This window comes from Verrucomicrobiia bacterium (assembly GCA_026414565.1).
In the GTDB taxonomy this organism is placed as follows: Bacteria; Verrucomicrobiota; Verrucomicrobiia; order Limisphaerales; family Fontisphaeraceae; genus Fontisphaera.
This window is the reverse complement of the sequence record JAOAIT010000048.1, coordinates 22,999-41,535: the sequence shown is the minus strand read 5'-3', so window position 1 is coordinate 41,535 and position 18,537 is coordinate 22,999. Positions and strand designations below refer to the sequence as shown.

Below are 18,537 nucleotides of genomic sequence, written 5' to 3'. Positions count from 1 at the left end.
TTTTTTTGCGGCGGCCACAACCTGCGCTAGATTACCCGCTTAACTATGGCGCGTGAAGCTGTCGAAATGGTGGTCGAGGCCGTGACGCAGGAAACCCCTGAAGTCAAATCCGTCCGCTTGAAATGGCCGGAGGGCTACGACGTGGACTTCAAAACGGGCCAGTTCATCACCCTCCACTGGCCCGATACACCCAACTACAAACGGGCATACAGCCTCTCCTCCTGCGCCCTCGACCGCGGCTTTTACGAGGTCACCGTCAAGCGCGAGGGCAAAATGGGCACCCGCCTCGTGGACTGGGCCGAGGTCGGCAACCGCCTCATGGTCCTCCCGCCCACCGGCGTTTTCCTCCCGGTGTACGAGCCCGATAAACACCTCCTCTGCATGGCCGGCGGCTCCGGCGTCACCCCCTTTCGCGGTTTCGTCCGCGAAGCCTGGCTCCGCCACCTGACCACCCGCATCACCGTCCTCTACAGCGTCAAAACGCCCGACGAAATCATCTTCAAAAAGGACTTTGAAGCCCTCGCCGCCGCTTACCCTCACTTCCGTTTCCTGGTCACCTGCACCCGCGTGCCCGAGGGCGATCCCTCCTGGAGCGGTCGCCGCGGGCGCATCACCCTCGACTGGATTCAGGAGCAAATCACCGACCTGCCCAATACCATCTTCTATGCCTGCGGCTCCAACGAAATGGTGGACGCTCTGAAATCGCTCGTCCTCAATGAACTCAAAGCCGACAAGCGCCAGATGAAAGTGGAAAAATGGGGCTGAACCACCGCCGCCCTTCCCCTTGCGGCGCCCGTCTCGCCGACGTGCCACGGGCTTGCAGCCGCTGTAACTTCCCATCCCCCAACAACTTGGCCATCCACCGGCCCCCCGGCCGGCTTGTCCCCCATTTATTTTCGCAGTTTTGTTGAACAAACCCCCGCCTCGCTTCGTCCAAAGCTGTGGAGACTGTTGCGTGAGTCCCACCATATCATCAACAGTCACCCTCCGGCAAACCGGAGCACCTGCATTGGACGCAAGTCCAAAGGAGGCGTTTGGTTGTTTGGGTTGCAGCGGGCACTGAAAACACAGTGCCCGCTGTTCTTTTCATCCACCCCCGACCGGCGGACGGCCCCCTCCGCTCCGCGTCTCATCCCGCCGCGCCAGCAGCCACAGCAAATCACTCAGACGGTTGAGAAAAATGATGATTTCCGTGTTCTGAAGCTGCCCCTGCTCCACCAAATCACACACCCGCCGCTCCGCCCGGCGGCACACCGTCCGCCCCAGATCCAGCGCCGCCGCATGCACCGTGGCCCCCGGCGTCGCCCACCCTTTGAACGAAATTTTTTCCCCCTCGATCTCCTTGATCCACTGCTCCAGCCGCGCCGTCAATTCGGGCGTCACCCGCGGATACCCCTCCCGCGTGTAACGCTCCAAATCCTCCGGCAGCGTGGCCAGCTCCCCCATCAGCGTCACCAAATCCTTCTGCACCCCCAGCAGCACCGCCCTCGCATACTCCTCCGTCGCGCTCGCCCGCGCCAGCCCCAGCGCCGCATTCAACTCATCCACGCTCCCATAAGCCTCCACCCGGGGATGGTTTTTCGGCACACGCCGATTGTACATCAGCCCCGTCTGCCCGCCGTCGCCGGTCTTGGTCACCACGCTCATGCGCCGCAAAGATGCGCCCGTTTTTGCCCCCTGCCAAGCTTTCATCGCGCCCCAACCCCCCAGCCCGGCCGGTTGACGATCGCCGGCCGGAGGGATAGGCTTCCAGTAATGAGTGACGCGATCACCATCACGCCGCCGGAACTGCGCGTGCGAACCTGTGCCCCGCCGCCCCCGGCCCGCCTGGATGCCTTGTCCCGCGAGATCCTCGCGCTCAAGCGCCGGCTCAACGCCGTCATCCTGGCCCATAATTACCAGGTGCCGGAAATCCAGGACATCGCCGATTTTGTCGGCGACTCCCTCGGCTTGTCCCAACAGGCCGCCCGCACCAGCGCCGAGGTCATCGTCTTCTGCGGCGTCCATTTCATGGCCGAGACCGCCAAAATCCTCAACCCCGGCAAGCTCGTCATTCTGCCCGACCGCGAGGCCGGCTGCTCCCTGGAGGAAAGCTGCCCCGCGGACAAATTGCAGGCCCTGCAGGCCACCAACCCCAATTTCTACACCGTCTCCTACATCAACTGCAGCGCCGCCGTGAAGGCCCTCAGCGATGTCATCTGCACCAGCGGCAACGCCGAGCAAATCGTCCGCGCCTGTCCGCCCCAACGCGACCTCCTCTTCGTCCCCGATGAAAACCTCGGCGCTTGGGTCATGGAAAAAACCGGCCGCCCCATGACCCTCTGGAAGGGCAACTGCTATGTGCATGTCGAATGGACCCACGCCGCCCTCGTCCGCATCCGCCAGCAATATCCCGACGCCCCCATCGTGGCCCATCCCGAATGCCCCCGCTCGGTCCGCATGCTCGCCGACGAAGTCTGCTCCACCGAAAAAATGGTGGCCTATTGCAAACAATCCCCGGCCCGTTGCCTCATCGTGGCCACCGAGCCGGGCATGATCCATCGCCTGCAGAAGGAATGTCCCGATAAAATCTTCGTCGCCGCCCCCACCGAGCGTTGCGCCTGCAATAATTGCAAATACATGAAACTTAACACCCTGGAGAAACTCCTCGATTGCATGCTCCAGCTCGAGCCGCGGGTGGAACTAAGCCCGGACATCCTCCAGCGCGCCCGCCTCCCCATCGAGCGCATGTTGCAGGTCTCCTCCGGCCTCCTCCAGCAATTGCCCTGACCCGTTCTCCCGCCGCCGGGTCATTCCGTTCTCAAATAAGCCGCCGCCGCCTCCAGCACCTCCGCCACGCGGAGATTTTTCAAACACCGATAACCCACCGGACACTCCCGCAAAAAACACGGCGAGCACGGAACTTTTTGATACAAGATCGCATGCCGCTTCTCCCCCGGCAGCCCGGGCGCCGTCAAATGCGGCGACGTGCTGCCAAACAGGGCCACCACCGGCGTCCCCACCGCCGCCGCCAGATGCATCGGCCCGCTGTCATTGGCAATCACCACCCGGCACGCTCCCAACACCGCCGCCAGCTCGCCCAGCGAGGTCTGCCCCGCCCAGTCCCGGATACGCCCCCCCACGGCCCGCGCAATCTGGCCGGTCACCTGGGCATCATGATGACCGCCCACCAAAAGAATTTCCGCCTGCCACTGGCGCTGCAGCTCCTTCGCCAGTTCAATGAAGTTTTCCCGCGGCCAACGCTTGGCCGGCCCATACTCCGCCCCCGGACATAACGCCACCACCGGGCCCGACACGCCGGCCAGCCGCGCCCGAATGCGCTCGGCGCAATCCGGCGCCACGGCAATCTGCGGCGCCAGCGGCTCGGTGCGGGCGCCCACCGCCCCCACGATATGCAGATAATGATACAGGTGATGCGCCTCCCGCGGCGGCGGCGCTTCCGCCCGCAGGCTCCCCGCCAACAACCCTTGTATCTCCTCCGGCGTCCGCTTCCGCATCCGCACATGCCCCGCGCGCGGCGGCACCGCGTGGGTCAAAAGCCATCGGCGCCACGGGGCCGCCATCCCCACTCGCACCGGCACCCGCCCCAGCCACACCTGCAGGGCGGAGCGGGGGGAGTTGGGAAAAATAACCGCCGCATCAAACCGCTCCCGCGCCAGCCGCCGCCCCGTTTTCCACGCGCTCTCCTCGCTGCTGAACGTCAGCACCTCATCCACCGCCGGATGCGCCTGCCACAGCTCGCCCAGCTTCTCATGGCACAGCAGGGTGATGCGCGCCTCCGCGCAATATTCGCGCAGCCGCATCACCGCCGGCGTGGACATCACCGCATCCCCCAGCCAGTTCACCCCACGAATCAGCAGGTGTCGGGCTTGGCGAAATATCTCGGGCAGTGGCGGCTTCCGCATGGCTCTTACTCCTTGGCTGGGACAAGGGCAGGGGAGGGCGCCGGCGCCCGTCCCGGCGTTTTCCAACGATTGTGCACCCAGAACCAGTTGGCCGGATCCCGGCGAATCGCCTGCTCAAACGCCCGATTCACATCCCGCATGATCTCCGCCACCGCCCGCGGCCGGCCCTCCACCATCGTCGGTATCTGCTCCCCCACCTCCAGCCGCCACCGCCCCAGCCCCGTCCGAAAACAATACCCCATGAACAGCGGCAGCCGGTATCGCAGCGCAAATATCGCCGGCGCCGGGTTGGTCGAGGCCTCCCGCCCAAAAAACGGCAGCCGCAAACCCCGCCGCCCCCCATGCTGATCACTCAGCAATCCCAGAATCAACCGCTCCTGCTGAAGCTGCCGCCGCAGCCGCTCCCCGTCCGTCCGCCGTTCAAAATACAGGCAGCCCGTCCGCTCCCGCAACCCCTGCAAAAGTTGATTCAACCGCGGCTGCCGCAGCGCCCGGTAAGTCGTGGCCATCTGCCACCCCGGCAACAGCCGCCGGGCGCGGGCGTACAACTCAAAGTTGCCAAAGTGCCCAATCGCAAACACCACCGACCGCGGCTGCTGCTGCAACACCGCCGGCAGCTCACCCACCCCCCCAAATTCCAGATGCGCCGCCAGCGCCTCATCCGGCATCGCCGCCGTCTTCACGGCGCAGGCAAAGTTCTCCCCAATCCGCTGGAAGTTCTCGCGCGCCAAAGCCCGCACCTCGCGCGCCGAAAGCTCGGGAAACGCCGCCGCCAGATTCCGCCGCGCCATCCGCCGATGCCGCGCATCCAGGCCATACACCAGTCCCCCGCAAAAACGCCCCAGCCGCGCCACCCACCGCAGCGGCAGCGCCTGCAATAAAGCCACCATGCCCCGCGCCACCCAGTATAACAAAAATTCCATAATCTCTTTCAGCGCAGGAAACAGATCCGGCGCACGTAATCGTTGAAGTCCTTGGCGCCCGCAATGATCTTGATCTCCACCCGCATGAAATAAATCGGCAAATCCCGCCGGTCCAGCTTCGGAAAACGCACCGCGTCCTTCTGTGTCGTGAGGATCATCTCCGCCTGCCGCTTCTTGCTCCGGTTGATCACGTTCAGCACCTCCTGCTGCGTAAACCGGTGATGATCCGCAAAGCGTTTCGCATACACCAGCACCCCTCCCAGCCGGGCCAGCCCCGCCTCAAAACTCTCCGGCTGCGCTATGCCGCTCAGCGCGGCAATCTTCCGGCCCTTGATCAACTCCAGCCCCTCTCGCTCGCCCGTGAACACATCCTCAAAATAAAGCGGATGATGCACGCATTCAATAATCGGCGCATGCGGATTGTACCGGGCAATCCGCGCCCGCAGCTCCGCCGTCCGCCCGTCGCTCTTGGTGATGAAAATCGTGCTCGCCCGCGCCAGATGGCTCGGCGGCTCGCGCAGCGTCCCCCGCGGCAGCAGATGCCCGTTGCCAAACGGCTGCTGGCAGTCCACCAGCACCACATCATGCCGCCGCCCCCGCAATTCCCAGTACTGAAACCCGTCATCCAGCAGCAGCGTGTCGCACCCAAACTTCTCAATCGCAAACCGCCCCGCCTTCACCCGGTCCTTGTCCACCAGCACCACCACATCCCGCAGGTTCGACGCCAGCATGTAGGGCTCATCCCCCGCCGTCTCCGAATCCAGCAGCAGATTCTTCCCGTCCGACACAATGCGCGGCGGCGTTTGATCCTCCCGCAGCAGCACCTTGTTGATCAGCCGCTCCCGCAGCGGCGGCGGCCGTGACCGGTAGCCCCGCGACAAAATCGCCACATTCCGCCCCAAATCCCGCAGCTCCCGCGCAAAACGCTCCACCACCGGCGTCTTCCCCGTCCCTCCCACCGACAGATTCCCGATCGCTATCACCTGCACCCCCAGCGTGGTGTCCCGCAATATCCGCACATTGTACAGCCACTGCCGCAGCCGCACCACCACCCCAAACACCCGGCTCAGCACATACAACAGCGCCCGCAAGACCGGCGTCCACCCGCCTCGTCGCTCTCCGACGATGACTTCCAGGACGTAGGTCTCCACCCGTTCTATCCATTCACGCAGCGCGTGACCCATAAACGCGCAGTCTGCCAAGACCCGCGCCCGGCTTCAACCTTTGGTTCGGATTTTATGCCGCCCCGCCCCCCGCCTCCCGGCAGGGCAGGGGACGCATTTGGCATTCCCCCCCATTGCTGCTATGCTATTTTAGTCCTATGAAAGCGTTCTCTTGCGGCACGGCCCTGGCCTTGGCGGCAGTTGTCACCACGCTCTCACTCCCGGCCCAACCGGGCAGCCCCGACGGCATCACCTATCGCACCGGTTATTCGGTCATCATGTCCCTGGGCGCCGACCTCCATAAATCGCTCGATAAAAAATACCAGAAAATCATCCACAAACAGCCCATCTTCCTCGAAACCGACATGATGCCCAGCATCAAACTCGTCGAGTACGAGGACGAAACCGAACCCATGCGCGCCGTTTTCATCTCGGCGGGCTTTATTGACCTGATGAACTACGTCGCCCACGCCCGCGCCATTGACCGCCTCGAAAAGGGTTACTTCCAGAAGTATATCGTCTCCCTCGCCCAGGAAACCGGCGAAAAAGAACTCCACGAACCCCCCAACCTCAAAGACAAACGTTACTGGTCCGATGACATGCTTAACGAGCAAAAGAGCAACTTCAATCAAATGGTCGGCATGGTCGTCGCCATCGAATTGTCCCATCACTACCTCGGCCACTACAAAAAATACAAAAGCAAGCTCGAGGACGCCCAGGGCAAAACCTCTCCCATCAACAATTTCCTCACCCCCGCCGAATGGGAGGAATCCCTCAAATCGGGCGTCCGCAACGCCCTCGATGCCGGCCTCGGCGTCGAGGGCATCAAGGCGCTCTATGATGCCATTGATAAAATGCCCCAGCGCCCCCCCTGGACCGCCTATTTCCTCCCCAACAACGTGAAAGTGGACAAGGTCAAAAAGGACCTGGAAAAGTGGGAAAAACGATTCTTCGCCGGCCAGTCCTTCTAAACCCCTCCGCCCTTATTGCGCCGTCCATCCGCCATCCACCAGGATATCCGCGCCGGTGATGAATCGCGCGTGCTCCGAGCACAGGAACACCGCCAGCGCCCCAATGTCCTCCACCTGCCCCCATTGCCCCAGCGGTATCCGGCTCAGAAAAAACTGGCTCAGCTCAGGATTGCTTAACAGGGGGCGATTCATCTCCGTGGCAAACGGCCCCGGACTGATGCCGTTCACCGTGATCCCCTCCGGCGCCAGCTCCAGTGCCAGCGCCTTCGTAAATCCCAGCAGCCCCGCTTTGCTGGCCGCATAAGCCGCGCGCCCCGCCAGCGCCACATGGCTCATGATCGACGTCATGTTCAATATCCGCCCCCACCCCTGGCCCCGCATCAACGGCACCACCGCCCGGCACATCAAAAAGGCCCCCGTCAGATTGGTGTCCAGCACCTGCCGCCACTCGGCCAGCGTAAATTCCGTCACCGCTTTGCGCACATTTACCCCCGCATTGTTGATGAGGATTTGCACCTTCCCATGATCCTCTGCCAGCCGCACGCCCAACTGATTCACCGCCTCCTCCTGCAGAATGTCCACCACATACGTCCAGGCCTCGCTCCCGCACGCCCGCACCTCCCCCGCCGTCTGCTCCAGCAGCCGGGCATCGCGCGAAACCAGCGCCAGCCGCGCCCCGGCCCGCCCCAGCGCCAGCGCCATCGCCTTGCCCAATCCCTTGCTCGCGCCGGTGATCACCGCCGTCTTGCCCCGCAGGGAGATGCTTTCGCTCATGGCCCGTCATCCAACCACAAAACGGCCGTCCCCTCAACCTTTTCCCCCGGCGTCCCCGCCGCGGCCGGCCGGCGGCCATCAGCCTGGCCTCCGCTTCCTCGGAGCATTCATCCCGCGCTCGCGTCTAACCCCTCAGCATGAAAAATGTCATCATCGTTGCCCTGAGTTGCGCGATCTTTGCGTTCAACCACCTGCAGGCCGCAGAACCCGCCCCGGCGGACAGTTCACCGGCCCGCGCCAACAATGCCTTCGCGCTGGATTTATACCGCCAGCTCCAGGGCCAGCCCGGCAATCTGTTCTTCTCCCCCTACAGCCTGGCCACCGCCCTCACCATGACCCACGCCGGCGCTCGCGACCACACCGCTGCGCAAATGGCGCGCGTGTTGCACCTGGAAACCCTCGCCGATCCCCCCGCCGCATGGCGCCGCTTCACCCAGGGCCTCGACGAGTCCGCCCGCACCAGCGGCATCCAATGGCATGTGGCCAATGCTTTGTGGCCCCAGGCAGGCTACCCCTTCCGTGAAGAGTTCCTGCGCACCATCAAAAATCAGTTCCAGGCCGGCGTGTTCCCCTGTGACTACGCCCGCGACCCCGAAGCCGCCCGCCAGCGCATCAACACCTGGGTGGAAGAGCAGACCCAGCGCAAAATCACCGAACTGATCTCCCCCGGTGTCCTCACCCCCCTCACCCGCATGGTCTTGGTCAATGCCATCTACCTCAAAGGCCGGTGGGAGTATGCCTTCCCCGCCCGCGACACAGCGGATGCCCCATTTCACCTGCCCGGCGGGCGCACCCGCCTCGTCCCCATGATGACCCAAAAACAAACCCTGGGTTATGCCGAAAACCCGGACTGGCAGGCCTTGTCTCTCCCCTACCAAGGCGGACGCTGGGCCATGGTGTTTCTCCTCCCCCGGCGCGTGGACGGACTGGCGGCCCTCGAGGAGCAGATGACCGCGGAAAAACTCGCTCAATGGTTGCAGGGGCTGCGCCCCCGCCAGGTCACCCTCTTCCTCCCGCGCTTCAAGCTCACCAGCCAGTTTCAGTTGAACCAAAAACTCGCCGCCCTGGGCATGACCGATGCCTTCGACATGAATCAGGCCGATTTCTCCGGCATGGACGGCCGCAAAGCCAACCTCTACCTCACCGCCGTCGTGCACAAGGCCGCAGTCGAAATCAATGAGGAGGGCGCCGAGGCCGCAGCCGCTTCCGGCGTTGTCGTGGGCGTGCGCTCGGCACCCCCCCAGCAACCGTTGGTCTTCCGCGCTGATCATCCCTTCCTTTTTCTCATCCGCGATCAAACCACCGGCGCCATCATTTTCCTCGGCCGCCTCACCCAGCCGGAAATCTGACGGGATTTGCCCCTTTCCTGCCGGCCCGCCCCGCGCTATCCTCCGCCGCGTGAGCCGGAAACAGGAAATCTACCAAGAAATGCTCCGCTGGGGGTTGCCGTACATTCGGGACGTGCTCGCCCAGGGCGCCTGGGCCCGCCTGAAAGACCGCTCCGCCCTGCTGGAAGCCCAGCTCCTTCACTCGCTGCCCCACTCCATCCTCGACCCTGATTTTACCGATAATGATCTCTGGTTTCTCAACCACCATGCGCGCGCCTACCTCACCGAAGCCAGCCCCGCCCTCTGCCGCAACTACGACCTCCACCGCAAATTGATCGCGGAGTTGTTCCTGTTGGTGCCCCCCCCACGCCGCGCCGAGCTGAAATGGAACGGCCCGGAATCCTGACCCGCACCCCCTATGCCCCTGGATCCCCGCCCCAAAATCCGCGTGCGCCTCAAACCCCGCACGCCCCCCGCCGATGCCGCCAACTTCCAGGCCGCCGTCCAAGACACCCTCCGCCAGAAAGTCCAGGAAACCGTCACCGCCAATCTGACCGGCGGGCTTTTGATTTGCGGCGCCGCCCTCCTGGCCGCCCTCTTCACCTACTGGATGGCTTTTGCCTTGCTCAGCTTCACCACCGGCTGGCTCTTCACCCTCCCTTACTGGCTCAAGCGCCTGCTCTCCCTGGCCGTGGTGGTGGGGCTTTTCGTCCTCCATGCCCGCACCAACATGGATGAATTGATGGAACTCAAAGTCGCCACCCGCGACGGCAACCCCCCGTTCTCCATCAAATGGCCCGCCGTCGGGCTCCTGCACAATGTGCAGTTGTTTGCCCCGGAAACCCTCCGCAGCCTGATCCGCCTCATCGCCGCCTTCTGGCTCCTCAGCCCCCAGCTCCTTTGGGCCGGCCTCCAGGACATCCGCCGCGCCCAACGCCTCCGCCAGTTGGACATCCCCGCCTGCGCCACCGTCATCAGCATGATGCTGGGCAAAAATAAAAAAGTCTCTTTCGAGGAAATCCTCGCCGCCTACCCCCACCTCGACGTCTGCGGTGTCGCCGCGCAACTCCTGGAATTGGACGGCGTCGTCCCCCTCCGCGAAGACCCCCCCGGCCTGACCCTCACGCCGGATTTGCGCCAGGACTTCCTCGCCGGCTGCGGTTTGTCCGTTTAAGCCTCCCTCCCGGGCCGCTCGCTCCCGACCGGCTTGACATCGCCCTCCTTGGCTCACACTATCAACCGGCTTGGCTGCGCATGGCAGTCCATCATCACTTGAATGATTAAAACTTATGAGTCTATTGCATGACCCTTTCGGTGTGCGCCGCAATTTTGATCTCGGCAACGGGCGCACGGGCGTTCTTTATTCGCTGCCCGCCCTCGAACAGGCCGGCGTCGGCCGCATCTCCCGCCTGCCCGTCTCCTTGCGCCTCGTCCTCGAAGCCGTCCTGCGCCACTGCGATGGCCGCCGCGTCACCGAGCAAAACGTTCGCGACCTGGCCAACTGGCAGCCCCAGGCCCCTCGCACCGCCGAAATCCCCTTCGTCGTCGCCCGCATCGTCCTCCAGGACTTCACCGGCGTCCCCCTCCTGGTGGACCTCGCCGCCATGCGCTCCGCCATGGCCCGCATGGGCCGGGACCCCAAACGCATCGAACCCCTCGTCCCCGTGGATTTGGTGGTGGATCATTCCGTCCAGGTGGATTTCGCCGGCACCCCTGATGCCTTCGCCCGCAACCTCGAGTTGGAATTCCAGCGCAACCGCGAGCGTTACCAGCTCCTCAAATGGGGCATGCAAGCCTTCAAAACCTTCAAAGTCGTGCCCCCCGGCATCGGCATCATCCACCAGGTCAACCTCGAATACCTCGCCAAGGGCGTGCTCGAGCAGCACGGCGTTTATTACCCGGATACCCTCGTCGGCACCGACTCCCACACCACCATGATCAACGGCCTCGGCATCGTCGGCTGGGGCGTCGGCGGCATCGAAGCCGAGGCCGGCATGTTGGGGCAGCCCGTCTATTTCCTCACCCCCGATGTCGTCGGCGTCCACCTCACCGGCAGCCTGCGCGAAGGCGTCACCGCCACCGATGTGGCCTTGACCGTCACCCAGATGCTCCGCAAGGCCAAAGTCGTCGGCAAATTCGTGGAGTTCTTTGGCCCCGGCGCGGCCGCGCTCCCCGTGGTGGACCGCGCCACCATCGCCAACATGGCCCCCGAATACGGCGCCACCATGGGCTTCTTCCCCATGGACGCGGAAACCGTGGCCTACCTCCGCCAGACCGGACGCAGCGAAGACCACTGCCGCCTGTATGAAAATTACTACCAGGCCCAGGGCTTGTGGGGCATCCCCCAGGCCGGCCAGGTGGATTACTCCCAGGTGCTCGAACTGGACCTGAGCACCGTCACCCCCAGCGTCGCCGGCCCCAAGCGCCCCCAGGACCGCATCGAACTCCCCAAACTCAAGGAATCTTTCCAGGCCGCCTTCAGCCGCCCCATCACCGAGAGCGGCTACGGAAAACCGGCAGCCGAGCTGGATTCCGTGCAGGTGGAGGTGTCCCTCAACGGCCAGGGCAAGGCCCGCCTCGGCCACGGCTCGGTCCTCATCGCCTCCATCACCAGTTGCACCAACACCAGCAACCCCACCGTCATGCTCGCCGCCGGCCTGCTCGCTAAAAAAGCCGTCGAACGCGGCCTCCGCACCCCGGCCGGCGTCAAGGCCTCCCTCGCCCCCGGCTCCCGCGTGGTCACCGAATACCTGCGCGATACCGGCCTCCAGCCTTATCTCGATCAGTTGGGCTTCCATCTCGTCGGCTATGGCTGCATGACCTGCATCGGCAACTCGGGACCCCTCCCCGCCCCCGTCGAGGAGGCCGTCGTCAAGCATGACCTCGTCACCGCCGCCGTCCTCTCCGGCAACCGCAACTTCGAGGCCCGCATCCACCAAAACATCAAAGCCAACTTCCTCATGTCACCTCCGCTGGTGGTGGCCTTCGCCCTGGCCGGCCGCGTCCAGGTGGACCTCAGCCGCGAACCCCTCGGTCTCGGCCGCGACGGCCAGCCCGTCTATCTCCGCGATGTCTGGCCCACCCAGGAGGAAATCCGCCAACTCCTCGCCGCCGCCCTCAAACCGGAAACTTTCCGGCGCCTCTATCAGGACTTCGCCAGCCAGAATCCCAAGTGGAATGAAATCCCGGCCACCGTGGGCGAAGTCTTTGCCTGGGACCCCCAATCCACCTACATCCAGGAGCCGCCCTTCTTCGAAAACTTCAGCCTCCAGCCGGGCACCATCACCGAAATCCGCGGCGCCCGCGCCTTGGGCATCTTCGGCGACAGCGTCACCACTGATCACATCTCCCCCGCCGGCGCCATCAAAAAGGCCTCCCCGGCCGGCCAGTACCTGTTGCAGCACGGCGTGGCCTTTGCCGACTTCAACAGCTACGGCTCCCGCCGCGGCAACGACCGCGTCATGACCCGCGGCACCTTTGCCAACGTGCGCATCAAGAACCTCATGGTCCCCGGCGTCGAGGGCGGCGTCACCATCCATCAACCCTCCGGTGAGCAGATGAGCATCTTCGATGCCGCCATGCGCTACGCCCGCGAACAGGTCCCGCTGGTGGTCCTGGCCGGCCATGAATATGGCACCGGCAGCTCCCGCGACTGGGCGGCCAAGGGCACCCGCCTCCTCGGCGTCCGCGCCGTGGTGGCCCGCAGTTTCGAGCGCATCCACCGCTCCAACCTCGTCGGCATGGGCGTTCTGCCCCTCCAATTCCCCGAACCCATCAGCGCCCAGTCGCTCGGCCTCAACGGCACCGAAACCTATGACGTGCTCGGTCTCAACCCCCAGCTCCGCCCCCAGCAATCCCTGACCCTGCGCATCACCCGCGCCAACGGCCAAATCGAAGAAGTCCCCGTCCAATGCCGCATTGATACCCCCATCGAGATCGAATACTACCAGCACGGCGGCATCCTGCCTTTTGTCTTGCGCCAATTGGCCGCCTCGGGTTAAGTTGCGGTTAACTGCTCACTCATGAGTAATAACAAAAGGCTGCGAGATTTTGCTGTCCGGGTTATCTCTCAGTTCGACCGCGAGCATCCTGCCGATGCCATTTTGCGCCGTGAATTCCGCGGGCGCAAAGACATCAGCCGCGAGGAAAGCTGGCACATCAGCCGCCTGGTCTATTCCCATTTCCGCTGGTACGGCTGGCTGAACCCCGAAGACCCCCCGGCCAAACGCATCGAGCGCGCCCTCGAACTCGACGCCGAGTTTCAAAACAATCCCGGCCTCTTCAGCCCCACCGAACTCCGCCGGGCCGTGCCCGCTTGGATCTTTGAACACGCCGAAGTACCCCCGGACTGGCTCGCTTCCCTCCAGCAACCCGTCAAACTCTGGTTGCGCACCAAACCCGGCCAGGCCGAGGCCGTGGCCAAACTCCTGGGCAGCACCAAGCCCGGCCCGCTCCCTGACTCCCTCCTCTACACCGGCCGCGAAGACCTCTTCCGCATCCCGGAGTTTCAGGCCGGCGAATTTCAGTTGCAGGACATTGCCTCCCAGGCTGTCGGCTGGATTTGCGCCCCCCAGTCCAAACAACTCTGGTGGGACACCTGCGCCGGCGAGGGCGGCAAAATGCTCCACCTCGTTTCCCTCATGGGCACCAAAGGCTCCGTCTGGGCCACCGACCGCGCCGAATGGCGGCTCCAGCGCCTCAAACTTCGCGCCCGCCGCTGCCAGGTCTTCAATTACCGCATCGCCCTCTGGGAGGGCGGCCCGGACCTCCCCACCGATTTGAAATTCGACGGCATCTTGGTGGACGCCCCCTGCAGCGGCGTCGGCACCTGGCAGCGCAACCCCCATGCCCGCTGGACCACCTTGCCCCAGGACGTCATCGAGCTGGCCGCCAAACAAAAGGAAATGCTCCACCACGCCGTGGCCGCCCTCAAACCCGGCGGCAAACTGGTCTATTCCGTCTGCACCACCACTTGGGCCGAAACCATCGAGGTGGTCAAAGCCTTTCAAGCCGCGCATCCCGAATTCGAGCCGCTGCCTTTCCCCAACCCCTTTGATCCTGCTGCCCCTCCCGCCCCCACCCTCCAAATCTGGCCGCACCTCCACGGCGGCAACGGCATGTTTGTCGCCGCCTGGCGCAAAGCCGGCCCGCCCCCCGAAGAAGCCTCCCCCAAATCTGCGGACGGGCCTGCCACCGCCCCACCCGCCTGAGCCTTCCCCCCATGAGCCTGCCCTTCAGCGGGCCTCGCCCGGCGGACCCCTCGCCCTCAGGAGCTGCTCATGAGCAGGGCTTGCCTTAAACTGTTTCCCGTCAGGGACTATAACCTGGACCTGACCCTCTCCTGCGGCCAGGCCTTCCGCTGGCATCGCGTCGCCGACGGCTGGGAAGGCGTCGTCGCCGGCAAATGGATCTTCTTGCAATCCGTCCCCGAGGGCCTGCTGGCCACCTGCGCCGAGCCGCTCAACGACTGGCAATGGCTGGCGGATTACCTCCAAATCAACGTCTCGCTGCCCGAGATTTTGCGGACCTTTCCCCCCGATGACCCCCACCTTCAACAAGCCGTTCAATCCGCTTACGGCCTCCGCCTGTTGCGGCAGGAACCTTGGGAATGTCTTGCCTCCTTCATCCTCTCCTCCACCAAACAAATCCCCCACATCCAGCAAATCATCGCCTGCCTCTGCCAGCGATTCGGCGCGCCCGTCCCCGTCCCCCCGGGACACGCCCCCGCCCATGCCTTCCCCACCGCTGACGTCCTGGCCCGCGTCAGCGAGGCCGACTTGCGCGCCTGCCGCATGGGTTTCCGCGCCCGCGCCCTCCACCAGGCCGCCCGGCGCGTGGCGGCCGGCGAACTGCCTCTCGCGCACCTATCCCGCATGGACGAAGCCGAGGCCCGCCGGACCCTCATGACCCTCCACGGTGTCGGCCCCAAAATCGCCAACTGCGTCCTCCTCTTCGCCTGCGGCTTCCCCCGCGCCTTTCCCGTGGATGTCTGGATCATGCGCGCCCTGCGCCAGGCCTACTTTCCCCGCCGCCGCCCCTCGCCCCGGCGGCTCGAGGCCTTCATTCAAAATCACTTCGGCCCCCAGGCAGGATATGCCCAGCAATATCTTTTTCATTTCTGGCGCACCCGCCCCCGGCCGCCCCGTGGGGCAGGGGACTCCCTCCGAAAGCCTGCCTTGACGCTCCCGCAGGCTGGCTTATAGTGCCCCCCGCTGGTTTGCAAAAAACTGATTAAGCATTATGACCAAAATCGTTGACATCAAAGCCCGCGAGGTCCTCGACTCCCGCGGCAATCCCACTGTGGAAGCGGATGTTTACCTGGCTTGTGGCGCCATGGGCCGGGCGGCGGTCCCGTCCGGCGCCAGCACCGGTGAACACGAAGCCCTGGAGCTGCGCGACGGCGATAAAAAACGCTTCAATGGCAAGGGCGTCACCAAGGCCGTCCAAAACATCGTCACCAAAATCCTGCCCAAGCTCGAAGGCATGGACGCCCTCGACCAGGTGGCCGTGGACAACGCCATGCTCAAGCTCGACGGCACGGAGACCAAATCCAAACTCGGCGCCAACGCCATCCTCGCCGTGTCCCTGGCCACCGCCAAGGCGGCCGCCATCGCCACCGGCACCCCGCTTTACAAGTACCTCGGCGGCGTCAACGCCAAGGTCCTCCCCGTCCCCATGGCCAACATCATCAATGGCGGCGCCCACTCCGACGCCCCCATTGATTTCCAGGAATTCATGATCATGCCCGTCGGCTTCGACTCCTTCTCCGAGGGCTTGCGCTCCATCGTCGAAACCTTCCACGCCTTGAAGGCCGTCCTGAAGAAAAAGGGCCTCTCCACCGCTGTCGGCGATGAAGGCGGCTTCGCTCCCCAGCTCGACAGCACCGAAAGTGCCATCGAGGCCATTCTCCAGGCCATCAAGGACGCCGGCTACAAGGCGGGCAAACAAATCTACCTCGCCCTCGATGTCGCCGCCTCCGAGTTCTACAACGGCGACGGCACCTACACCTTCAAAAAGAGCACCGGCAAGACCGTCAGCGGCCCCGAGCTGGTGGACTTCTACGTCCAGTTGGTGGGCAAATATCCCATCGTCAGCATCGAAGACGGCTGCGCCGAAAGCGACTGGAAAAACTGGAAGCTGCTCACCGAAAAACTCGGCGGCAAAATCCAGTTGGTGGGCGACGATCTCTTCGTCACCAACGTCAAATTCCTCCGCAAGGGCATTGACCAGGGCGTCGCCAACTCCATCCTCGTCAAGGTCAACCAAATCGGCAGCCTCACCGAAACCCTCGACGCCGTCGAGCTGGCCAATGACCACGGTTACACCGCCGTCCTGAGCCATCGCTCCGGCGAAACCGAGGACTCCACCATCGCCGACATCGCCGTCGCCACCAACTGCGGCCAGATCAAAACCGGCAGCCTCAGCCGCAGCGATCGCGTCGCCAAGTACAATCAGTTGCTCCGCATCGAACAGGAGCTGGGCAGCCTCGCCGTGTACGGCGGCAAACTCAAAAACTTCTAATCGCCACCCGGCTGCCGATTTAAATCACACGGGCGCTGCCTCGGCGGCGCCCGTTTTCTTTTCTCTCCGCCCCTCGCTCAGGCCTCGGCCGGCCGCGCGTGCTGGGGGGCTTGCGCCGCTGCCGGTCCCTGCAGTAGCTCCCGCACCCGCTCGCGGATGATGGCCTCGCAGCGGCCCACCTCCTCCTGCCGCTGCTTCAAATAATCCGCCGCAATTTCCTGCAAATCATCAATGTTGTATAAATACACGTTCTCCAGAAAATTAACCTCCGGCTCGATGTCCCGCGGCACCGCCAGATCAATCAACAGCAGCGGCTGATTCTCCCGCAGCGCCATCAACGGCGCCAGCTTCGCCCGATCCAGTATGTAATGCGGCGCCGCCGTGCTGCTGATCACAATGTCCACCGCCGCAAACTCCGCCGCCCAATCATCAAACCGCACCGCCCGCCCCCCCAGCTCCTGCGCCAGCGCCACCGCCCGCTCGTAAGAACGGTTGGACACCAGCACGCTCTTGGCCCCGCGCGACAGCAGCGCCCGCGCCGCCTTCTCGCTCGTATCTCCCGCCCCCAGCACCATCACCACCCGCCCGCGCAGCGTATCAAAAATCTTCTCCGCCAGCTCCACCCCCACCGACGCCACCGAAATGCTGCCCCGCTGGATGTGGGTATGCGTCCGCAGATACTTCGCCGTGTTGAAGGCCCGTTGAAAGGCCTTGTTCAGCCGCGGACCGGTAAACCGCCCCTCCAGCGCCAGCTCGTACGCCTTCTTCAACTGCCCCAAAATCTCCGTCTCCCCCAGCACCATGCTGTCCAATCCCGCGGCCACCTTGAACAAATGCTCCAGGCTCTGCGGCTCCGCATATTGGTAAAACGCCTCCTCCACCACCTCCTGCTGGCCCGTGAACTCATGGAAAAAACGCAGCAACGCCCCAAAAGCCTCCGGCGCCGGCGCCGGCGTGTGCGCGTATAACTCCGTCCGGTTGCAGGTGCACACCAGCACCGCCTCCTGCGCCAGCCCCTTCTCCCGCAGCGCCTTCAACGCCTCCGGCAGCCGCGCCGGCGGCAGCGCAAATCGCTCCCGCAATTCCACGGGCGCAGTGCGATGACTGATGCCGACCACCAGAATGCTCATGGTTGATGCAACGGCGACGCCAGATTCGACCCCCAATACGTCAACAACACAAACGCAAACGCCCCCACCGCCCCCCACGCAAACCGCCGCCCCCGCGTGGCAAAACGCCAGTGCAACAACAACAGCGCCGCATACACCCCCCACACCACGCACGACCACACCACCTTGAAATCTTGGTAATAATGCACCCCCGGCGGCGGCGGTATCCCCGCAAACCCCACCACCAGCCCCGCGCTCAATAACCCCAGCCCCGCCACCGTCAGCCACGTCACCACCTTCTCCAGCCGCGTGATCGGCGGCAGCAGCGAAAACAAAATGCGCGTCCGATGCATCTTCAGATCGCGCTCCTGCGTCAGGTACATCACCCCCGCCGCCGCCGCCAGCCCAAACGACCCGTATGCCAGCAGCGTAAACGCCGCATGCAAACTCACCATCACCCCCGTGTAGCTCGTGGCCGTGCTCGGCGTGTCCAGCCCCGGCATCATCGCAAACACCCCCAATCCCACCATCACCGGATTCGCAAACACCGGCAGAAACCGAAACCGCTGCACCAGCGCCAGCCCCAGGCACGCCGACATCATCGCCCACCCAATAAAAACCGTCGCCTCGTACAGATTCGACGTGGGACAACGCTGCAGCGAATAGCCCCGCTTCATCATCGCCAGCAGATGCAGCGCATACGCCACCAGCAGGATCAAATAATGAATGCGGTCATCCCGCCGGAATCCCCGCCGCCACAAAAAAACCGAATACACCAGCCCGATTCCGTACACGATGACCGCCGCTTGAAACCACATCCGATCCGTCAGCAACGGCATGCAG

At 64.1% G+C, this 18,537-nt stretch carries 17 protein-coding genes; 10 read left to right on the top strand and 7 right to left on the bottom strand.

The genetic code is table 11. The annotated features are described in order from the left end of the window. Nucleotides 1-45: 45 nt before the first annotated feature. Nucleotides 46-765 carry an FAD-binding oxidoreductase gene (locus N3J91_10920; protein ID MCX8156938.1) on the top strand — a complete coding sequence of 240 codons (720 nt, stop codon included), beginning with the start codon at nt 46-48 and terminating at the stop codon, nt 763-765. A 321-nt stretch (nt 766-1,086) separates the two neighbouring features. Here N3J91_10920 and N3J91_10915 read toward each other — a convergent pair whose 3' ends face one another. Beyond that, entirely contained in the window at nt 1,087-1,647 is a 561-nt protein-coding gene (locus tag N3J91_10915; protein ID MCX8156937.1) for a cob(I)yrinic acid a,c-diamide adenosyltransferase, read from the bottom strand. 108 nt (nt 1,648-1,755) lie between these two features. Here N3J91_10915 and nadA point away from each other — a divergent pair, with 108 nt between their 5' ends. After that, the gene (nadA, locus tag N3J91_10910; protein MCX8156936.1) at nt 1,756-2,769 is read left to right on the top strand and encodes a quinolinate synthase NadA; all 1,014 of its coding nucleotides are present in this window, start codon (nt 1,756-1,758) and stop codon (nt 2,767-2,769) included. Nucleotides 2,770-2,789: 20 nt separating this feature from the next. Here the strand turns inward: nadA and waaF are convergent, their stop codons facing one another. The 3 genes from waaF to lpxK are packed head-to-tail and all read right to left on the bottom strand — an operon-like array spanning nt 2,790 to nt 6,012. Next, complete coding sequence (gene waaF / locus N3J91_10905; protein ID MCX8156935.1) at nt 2,790-3,905, bottom strand: lipopolysaccharide heptosyltransferase II; 1,116 nt, start codon at nt 3,903-3,905, stop codon at nt 2,790-2,792. A gap of 5 nt (nt 3,906-3,910) precedes the next feature. After that, on the bottom strand, nt 3,911-4,828 hold the full coding sequence (locus N3J91_10900; protein MCX8156934.1) for a hypothetical protein: 918 nt from the start codon (nt 4,826-4,828) through the stop codon (nt 3,911-3,913). Between the two features lie 8 nt (nt 4,829-4,836). Next, on the bottom strand, nt 4,837-6,012 hold the full coding sequence (gene lpxK, locus N3J91_10895) for a tetraacyldisaccharide 4'-kinase (protein ID MCX8156933.1): 1,176 nt from the start codon (nt 6,010-6,012) through the stop codon (nt 4,837-4,839). 137 nt (nt 6,013-6,149) lie between these two features. On the opposite strand from lpxK, the gene N3J91_10890 reads away from it, so the two are divergent. Then, entirely contained in the window at nt 6,150-6,962 is an 813-nt protein-coding gene (locus N3J91_10890) for a hypothetical protein (protein ID MCX8156932.1), read from the top strand. A gap of 12 nt (nt 6,963-6,974) precedes the next feature. Here the strand turns inward: N3J91_10890 and N3J91_10885 are convergent, their stop codons facing one another. Further along, nucleotides 6,975-7,736: an SDR family oxidoreductase gene (locus tag N3J91_10885; protein ID MCX8156931.1), complete on the bottom strand. Its 762-nt coding sequence runs from the start codon at nt 7,734-7,736 to the stop codon at nt 6,975-6,977. 137 nt (nt 7,737-7,873) lie between these two features. On the opposite strand from N3J91_10885, the gene N3J91_10880 reads away from it, so the two are divergent. From N3J91_10880 to eno, 7 genes are all read left to right on the top strand, one after another. Next, a complete protein-coding gene (locus N3J91_10880; GenBank protein MCX8156930.1) occupies nt 7,874-9,085 on the top strand; it encodes a serpin family protein in 1,212 nt (403 codons plus the stop codon). A gap of 49 nt (nt 9,086-9,134) precedes the next feature. Next, nucleotides 9,135-9,470: a zinc ABC transporter substrate-binding protein gene (locus tag N3J91_10875; protein ID MCX8156929.1), complete on the top strand. Its 336-nt coding sequence runs from the start codon at nt 9,135-9,137 to the stop codon at nt 9,468-9,470. 12 nt (nt 9,471-9,482) lie between these two features. Then, nucleotides 9,483-10,238 carry a hypothetical protein gene (locus N3J91_10870; GenBank protein ID MCX8156928.1) on the top strand — a complete coding sequence of 252 codons (756 nt, stop codon included), beginning with the start codon at nt 9,483-9,485 and terminating at the stop codon, nt 10,236-10,238. A gap of 115 nt (nt 10,239-10,353) precedes the next feature. After that, entirely contained in the window at nt 10,354-13,065 is a 2,712-nt protein-coding gene (gene acnA / locus N3J91_10865) for an aconitate hydratase AcnA (protein MCX8156927.1), read from the top strand. Nucleotides 13,066-13,086: 21 nt separating this feature from the next. After that, the gene (locus N3J91_10860) at nt 13,087-14,274 is read left to right on the top strand and encodes an RsmB/NOP family class I SAM-dependent RNA methyltransferase (protein MCX8156926.1); all 1,188 of its coding nucleotides are present in this window, start codon (nt 13,087-13,089) and stop codon (nt 14,272-14,274) included. Between the two features lie 69 nt (nt 14,275-14,343). After that, complete coding sequence (locus N3J91_10855) at nt 14,344-15,267, top strand: 8-oxoguanine DNA glycosylase (protein MCX8156925.1); 924 nt, start codon at nt 14,344-14,346, stop codon at nt 15,265-15,267. Between the two features lie 37 nt (nt 15,268-15,304). Next, nucleotides 15,305-16,585 (top strand): phosphopyruvate hydratase, encoded by a 1,281-nt coding sequence (eno, locus tag N3J91_10850; protein ID MCX8156924.1) that lies wholly within the window; start codon nt 15,305-15,307, stop codon nt 16,583-16,585. 77 nt (nt 16,586-16,662) lie between these two features. Here the strand turns inward: eno and hemA are convergent, their stop codons facing one another. After that, nucleotides 16,663-17,715 carry a glutamyl-tRNA reductase gene (gene hemA, locus N3J91_10845; protein ID MCX8156923.1) on the bottom strand — a complete coding sequence of 351 codons (1,053 nt, stop codon included), beginning with the start codon at nt 17,713-17,715 and terminating at the stop codon, nt 16,663-16,665. Further along, entirely contained in the window at nt 17,712-18,533 is an 822-nt protein-coding gene (gene ccsA / locus N3J91_10840; GenBank protein ID MCX8156922.1) for a cytochrome c biogenesis protein CcsA, read from the bottom strand. The genes hemA and ccsA overlap by 4 nt, the downstream gene beginning before the upstream one ends. Nucleotides 18,534-18,537: the final 4 nt, after the last annotated feature.